General features: G+C 65.4%; 4 protein-coding genes and 1 pseudogene. All 5 read right to left on the minus strand.

The window, feature by feature from the left end; all coding sequences use genetic code 11:
• A pseudogene (locus tag VEI45_RS02875) lies at positions 1-1,042 on the minus strand (AMP-binding protein); the annotation flags it as partial.
• The gene (locus VEI45_RS02880; protein ID WP_324849952.1) at positions 1,027-1,800 is read right to left on the minus strand and encodes an SDR family oxidoreductase; all 774 of its coding nucleotides are present in this window, start codon (positions 1,798-1,800) and stop codon (positions 1,027-1,029) included. The pseudogene VEI45_RS02875 and the gene VEI45_RS02880, both read right to left, overlap by 16 nt.
• A gap of 2 nt (positions 1,801-1,802) precedes the next feature.
• Positions 1,803-3,386 carry an AMP-binding protein gene (locus VEI45_RS02885; protein ID WP_324849954.1) on the minus strand — a complete coding sequence of 528 codons (1,584 nt, stop codon included), beginning with the start codon at positions 3,384-3,386 and terminating at the stop codon, positions 1,803-1,805.
• Between the two features lie 31 nt (positions 3,387-3,417).
• On the minus strand, positions 3,418-4,158 hold the full coding sequence (locus VEI45_RS02890; protein WP_324849956.1) for a GntR family transcriptional regulator: 741 nt from the start codon (positions 4,156-4,158) through the stop codon (positions 3,418-3,420).
• Positions 4,151-5,450: SMP-30/gluconolactonase/LRE family protein (locus VEI45_RS02895; RefSeq protein WP_324849958.1), on the minus strand; the 1,300-nt coding region annotated here is incomplete at its 5' end. The genes VEI45_RS02890 and VEI45_RS02895, both read right to left, overlap by 8 nt.

Below are 5,450 nucleotides of genomic sequence, written 5' to 3' on the forward strand. Positions count from 1 at the left end.
ATCTCACCGATCTCGCCCGCACCGGCGGGTGTGTCGTCGTCCCGCAGCACCGCGACTTCTATTCCCGACCGCGGATAGCCGACCGACCCGAGGATCGCGTCGTCGGCGGCCGCAAGCCGGTGATGGTCATGGGTGACTCGCCCTGGCCGTAGATCTGGGCGAAGACCGGCCCGAACGCAGCCAGTGCTTTCTTGATGCTCTCCACATACATCGGGCCGCCGCCGTAGATGATGGTCCGCAGTTGGCTCGGGCAGGCGCGGCCTGTCGTTCGGGTTGTGTCGACGATGCGCTGCACCATCGTCGGCGCGAGGAAGGCGCTGCACCCCGGGTGACGCTCACACAGGTCCAGGAATTCGCCCGGATCGAATCCGCCGCGCTGAGGCACCACTTGGCGGGCGCCGCGCAGCACGTAGGCCGGAATGTAGAGGCCCGACCCATGCGACATCGGCGCGGCGTGTACCAGGCTGCATCCCTCGTCGGGTGCGTCGATGTCGGCGAGGTGGGCGATCGTCATCGCCATCAGGTTGCGGTGGGTGAGCATGGCGCCTTTCGACCGGCCCGTGGTCCCGCTGGTGTAGAACAGCCAGGCCAACGTCGACGGATCGGTACTTGGTACCGCCGCCGGCGCAGCGCCCAGCCGACGTGAGTAGCTTTCTGCCTCAAGGCTTTCCATCGGAAAGCAAGAGCCGGCCCCTAGCTGGCCGGCGATCGTCGCCGAGCCGAAGACTTGCGAAACGTCCGCATCGTCCAGGATCTGCATGATCTCGCGGGGATGCAGTTTGTAGTTGATCGGAACCGCAACGCATTCCGCCGCCCAAATACCGAACAGCAGTTCAACGATCTCCGGGCGATTCTCACTGACGATGGCGATCCGCGCGCCCGCCGGACAGTGCTGCCGGATCGAACCCGCCACGCGCAGCGCGCGGTCCCGCAGCTCCCGCCAGGTACAGCAACGCCGCTCGCCGTAATACACCGCACCGCGATCAGGAAAGCGCTGCGCAGTCTGCTCCAGCAGCGCGAACAGATTCACCGGGCTGTCCACTCCGATGTCAACGCAAACTTCGACAAGTACTTCGTGGAGCTCCACCCACCGTCCACGACGATGGTCTGCCCGTTGATGAAACTGCCGCCCGGCGAGCACAAGAACGCGACGGTGCTTGCCACGTCGTCGACCGTGCCCAACCGCTGATGCGGTGTCATCTCGGTGTTGATCCGGCGAAAACGCGGATCCTGCAATCGTTCTTCGGTCATCGCCGTCTGGATCACGCCGGGAGCCACCGCGTTGCAACGTATTCCGTGTGACCCGTACTGGCAGGCGATATGGGTGGTCAGTGCGGTCAGACCGCCTTTGGCCGCCGAATATGGACCGCCGCGAAGTCCACCCACGACGGCGAACGTCGAGGTGATGTTGATGATGGCCGAGCCAGGCTGCATGTGCGGCAGCACATCACGCGCCAGCCGGAAGGGCGCGCGCAACATCACGTTGAGGAAGTAATCCAGTGTCTCGTCGTCGGTTCCGTGCAGCGGCGTAGGATTTCCCACCCCGGCGTTGTTGATCAGGAAGTCGATGCGACCCCAGCGTTCGACCGCGGCTTCCACGATGCATCGGGGTGCATCGTCGTCGGTCAGGTCGACCGCAACCGTTGCGATGCGGTCCGGTGCACCAATGGCTTCGGCCAACTCGGCCAGCCGCCCTTCATTGCGGCCGGTGGCCACTACCGCCATCCCCATTTCGGAAAGCTTGGTCGCGCATCCGAAGCCGATACCGCCCGTCGCGCCGGTTACGATCGCTACCTGCATGTCTATCCGTCCGTCTCCGTCAGGGCCGCCTGGATCTGGTGCTTGAGCACCTTGCCGGCGTCGTTTCGCGGGAGTTGCTCCCAGATCACTACTTGTTCAGGTGCTTTGAATGTGGCGACCCCTTGGGCCTGCAGGAAACTGCGCAGGCTCGCGACGTCGGGACGCGGCTCATCGGTGGGCACGATGACGGCACAAGCACGCTCCCCGGTGCGGGTGTCCGGCAGACCGATGACGGCGATCTCTGCGATGCCGGGATGGTCTACGAGAATGTCCTCGATTTCTTTGGGCGCGATGTTCTCGCCGTTTCGGATGATGACGTCCTTGGCCCGGCCGGTGACGACGAGGTAGTCGTCCTCTACCCAGCGGGCCAGATCACCGGTGCGGAAATACCCGTTGTTGTCAAACGATCCGACTTCATCGTCAGCGTGCAGGTAACCGACCAGCATCTGCGGGCCGCGCGCATGAATCTCGCCGCTTTCGGCCCCGCCGTCGGCAAGTTTGATATGCGCGAACCCGGCGCGTCCGTCGGTGTCCGCGGCATGGTCGGGGTCGAGCGGGGCGCCCACCGTCGTCACCGGAACTTCGGTGGAGCCGTAGACACGGGTGACCACGGCGCGGTCGAAATACTCAGCCGCTCTGCGGATCAACGACGGTGATACCGATGCGCCGCCGCAGACGAACAGCTCCAGCTCCGGCAATCGGGTACCGGCGCGCTCGGCGGCAGCGAGTATCTGCTCCAGAAAAGGCGTTGCCCCCGCGATGTGCGTGCACCGCTGCGCCTGGATGAGTTCGACCGCTTCATCGGCGTTCCAGCGGTCCATCAGGACCGTGGACGTGCCCAGCAGCAGCGGACATTCGAACGCGTAGATCGAGCCGCCGATATGCGCGATCGGCGACGGCACCAGAAACCTGTCGCCGGGCTCCACCTGCCAGTAGTCGCGGATCTGACAGATCAATGCGTGCATCGAGTTATGACTGTGTAAAACACCTTTCGGCCGAGCCGTGGTGCCCGATGTGTAGAGGATCATCCGCACCGCATCCGGATCCAGCGTGGGCAGCCCGATCGCTGGCGAGTTCGTGGCTGGCAGCGGTGCGCCGCCGCGGACCACGACGACCTCGGGCGGTGGATCCAGCTGGCTGGCTACCCGATCCAACATCGCCGCATAGTCGTGCCGCCCGAAAACCGGTGGCACGAAGATCATCCGAGCGTCGGCGTCGTTGAGGATGAACAGTAGCTCGCGATCCCGCAGCGACGGCAGGATCGGGTTGACCACCATTCCGGCCATCGTCGCGGCCAGGTAAATGATCGTGGCCTCATGCCAATTGGGCAGCATCAACGACACCACGCTGCCGACCGGCATACGGGCCAGCAGCGCCTGCGCCAGCGTCGACGCCTGCTCGTGTAGGGTTCGGCAGTCCAGTTGGCATGCGCCGTCGATCAACACAATTCGCTCCGGTGTGCGCTGCGCGGCCTCCACCAACGAGTCAGCCAGAGTGCCACGCACCCACCACCCGCGTGCATAGGCTTCGGCGGCCCGCCCCTCGTCCCAGCGGACGCGTCGTCCACCGATCAGTTTCCCGGTCACGTTGCTCGACATTGCCGTTCTAAGCGTGAGACTAGCCGCGTACCCGTCGCATCGTCATCGAGTGACGGAAACGCGCGGCGGGATGCGTATTGATCGTCACCTGGGCGACCTCGCCGTCGGACGTGGTGTAGGTGCGGTGCACTTCCAGCGCCGGGCCACCGGCCTCGACGCTGAGCTCCTCGGCGAGGACCGGTGAGATCAGCACCGCGGCGATCTCCTGGCGGACCTCGACGATGCTCAGCCCGAAGAGGTCTTCGATCAGCGGGAAGATCGGACCGGTATGGCGTTGCAGCAGTCTGCCTACAGCGGCGAATGCGCGGTTGATGTAGTACTCGGTCCGGCATACCGGAAACATCGCACCCTCGCTCTGCCGGAAACCGCGGACGGCTAACCATTCTTCGCCGCTGGTGAGCCCGGTCCGGGTGGCCAACTCGTCGTCGATCCGGACCATCCCGGTGGACTCGATCGCGAATTGCGCGCCGGTCGCAAAGGCCAGCAGGTCGTTGATCGAGACGACGTCTTGAACATAGGAGTCCGAAGAAGGCCGCGGTACGACGAGCGTTCCGGCCCGCGGCCGCGACGCGACCAGGTTGTCGTCGCGTAGCCGTCGCAGCGCCTCCCGGACGGTGTAGCGGCTGACCGAAAACCGCTCGCACAGTTGATGTTCGGTGGGTAACTGCGATCCCACCGGGTAAACTCCGTCGACGATTTCTTTCCGCAGCGCTCGCGCGACCTGCAGGTAGCGGTGGTCGGTTGAGCGGTCGTCAGCCATCGTGACCGTCCTGCCGCAACGCCAGCACACTGCCCTCCGCATCGGCCGACACGTAGAGGGTGCCGTCCGGCCCGGCGGCGATGCCGGCGAACGGCCCCTGCGGCCCGGAGAACGGCGGCATCCCCTTCAGCGGCTTGGGGACCACGCCGGGCGGAGCGCCCAGCGGCAAGCCGGAGGCAACGGTGTGCCGGCTTGCGTTGTCCAGATCGACGGCGATCAATGCCTTGGCGTCGGCGTCGACGACGTACAACTGGTGCCCGCGTACCAGAATGCCCTGCGGCCGCTGCAAGTCGTCGACCACGGTCTGGATACCGGATCCGGTGATTTTGACCACCCGACCGGCGCCCGCTTCGGAGACCAGGCAGGTGCCGTCGGGCGCAATCGCCAGCCCGATCGGATCGTCCAGGCCCGACGCGATCACGTCGACCTGCCCGACCCGGATCGACAACACCCGTCCCGTCCCGAGTTCGGCGGCCAGGACGGCACCGTCGGCGGTCGTGGCCACTCCGTAGAGCTGATCGAATCCATGGGCCAGCACCTCGGTTTCGCTATTGGCGGGCCGATAGCGCGACACTTGGCCACCCGAGGTGGTGACAACGAACTCGCCGGGTCCGGTCGGCGCCACGCCGCGCAGGAAACCTGGGTACCCCGGGGTGAACAGCATGCCCACGGTCTGCAATCTGCGATCGGGCAGCAGGACGTAGAAGTACGTGCCGTCGGCGACGTAGAGGTTGCCGTCGGCGCCGACGGCCAAATCCAGCGGCCAGTTCAGCCCGCCCGGTAACACGGTCGAAGTCCTACCGCTGTCAAGGATTTCGGTGATCTCGCCGGTGAAATTCGAGACCAACAACCGATCCCCCGCAAAGGTGCAGTTGTCCAGGCCGGGGTTGAGATCGGCCAGTACCGTCTGCTCGCCGGTGCGCGGGTCGATGCGCAACACCTGGCCGCTGTGCACCTGGGTCGAAATGATGTGACCCGTCGAATCGAACTTCACCGAATCAGGCACGCCGAGGCCGGTCGCGACTGTTTCGGGCGCACCGCCGTCCAGGTCGATCCGCCAGATTTCGTTGGCGCCCATCACCGGGAAGTACAGCAAGCCGTCCGGGCCGACTTCCATCGCGTTGGGGGACGGGACATTTTCCAGCAGGACACGCGGCGGGCCACCGTTCAGGTCAAGCTCGAGAATGCGCCCGCCTTCCCGGCATTCGCCGATAAACAACCGGCCCTGGTGCACGGTGATTCCGTTGGCGGAGGGGAGATCGTCGCGCAGCACCCAAGTGTGACCATCGGTG

It is taken from the genome of Mycobacterium sp. (assembly GCF_035623875.1).
Taxonomy (GTDB): domain Bacteria; phylum Actinomycetota; class Actinomycetes; order Mycobacteriales; family Mycobacteriaceae; genus Mycobacterium.

Excerpts from the sequence above, each read along its gene's own strand:
- VEI45_RS02890 (WP_324849956.1), bottom strand. The coding sequence starts at position 4,158 with ATGGCTGACGACCGCTCAACCGACCACCGCTACCTGCAGGTCGCGCGA.
- VEI45_RS02880 (WP_324849952.1), bottom strand. The coding sequence starts at position 1,800 with ATGCAGGTAGCGATCGTAACCGGCGCGACGGGCGGTATCGGCTTCGGA.